The sequence below is a fragment of the Mesorhizobium sp. M7A.F.Ca.MR.148.00.0.0 genome, assembly GCF_003997735.1.
In the GTDB taxonomy this organism is placed as follows: Bacteria; Pseudomonadota; Alphaproteobacteria; order Rhizobiales; family Rhizobiaceae; genus Mesorhizobium.
Genome location: NZ_RZTB01000336.1, coordinates 1 through 773 on the forward strand (window position 1 = coordinate 1; position 773 = coordinate 773).

The window sequence follows — 773 nt, forward strand, 5'->3', positions numbered from 1 at the left end:
CCGAATTCCGGGTCTCGACCGTCGAAGCCCAGCGCATGTTCATCGAGGCGCATGTGGTGGCGGTGGCCTCGGGAAGGCCAAGGATTGCGGTTTGATGTCGTGAAAACCGGTTGGCGCATTCAAGCAAATGCGCATCGCAGCCGTCAAATCGAGGATTTGGACACGGCAAGTCGCTCGAACACCGCGTGTACCCGTATTCGACTGCCGTTCGGGTCCACGATTTGCATGATCAAAAACAGCTTGTCCTGATGAAGCTTGAAGGCTGCCGACAGGGCTCGGGCCTTGGCGCTTGCCGATGTCGATCCGGGCCAATTGCCATTTCCGATCAAGGCCTGTTCCCCGTTGATCGTTTTCTCTTTCAGATTGGCCGTCCACCCATTGCTCGCATCGACCTGCAAGCCGGGATCGCTGCGGATAACGACTCTGCAATTGGCACATTGGCCGCCGGTTGAGTAAACCTGCTGCCATGTGCCGATGAACTCGACATCGGCAGCGCCGGCGGGGGCGGCGCCCGCGAACGCAAGAGTGAGTGAAACAAAAGTAAGCCAGGCAAATCTCGACATCGGCATACTCCAAAGATGCCTGATTTATTTGACAGGCAATGTATAAGGCCGGGTTTACTGGAATGAGAAAATTGACGCGATATGCGATTGGACATGGCCGGTTGTGCCCTGCGATGCCGCTCCTCTCTGGAGGACGAAGCGATGCAAATACGTTCCCTTCACCCTAAGCTGAATTGACCCGGCAAACCTGACATGCCAAAGGCCCGCAAA

General features: G+C 56.3%; 1 protein-coding gene. It reads right to left on the minus strand.

Annotation, left to right across the window (positions count from 1 at the left end):
- Window positions 1-143 precede the first annotated feature (143 nt).
- Entirely contained in the window at window positions 144-563 is a 420-nt protein-coding gene (locus tag EOB49_RS34340) for a hypothetical protein (RefSeq protein WP_127318995.1), read from the minus strand.
- Between the last annotated feature and the right edge of the window lie 210 nt (window positions 564-773).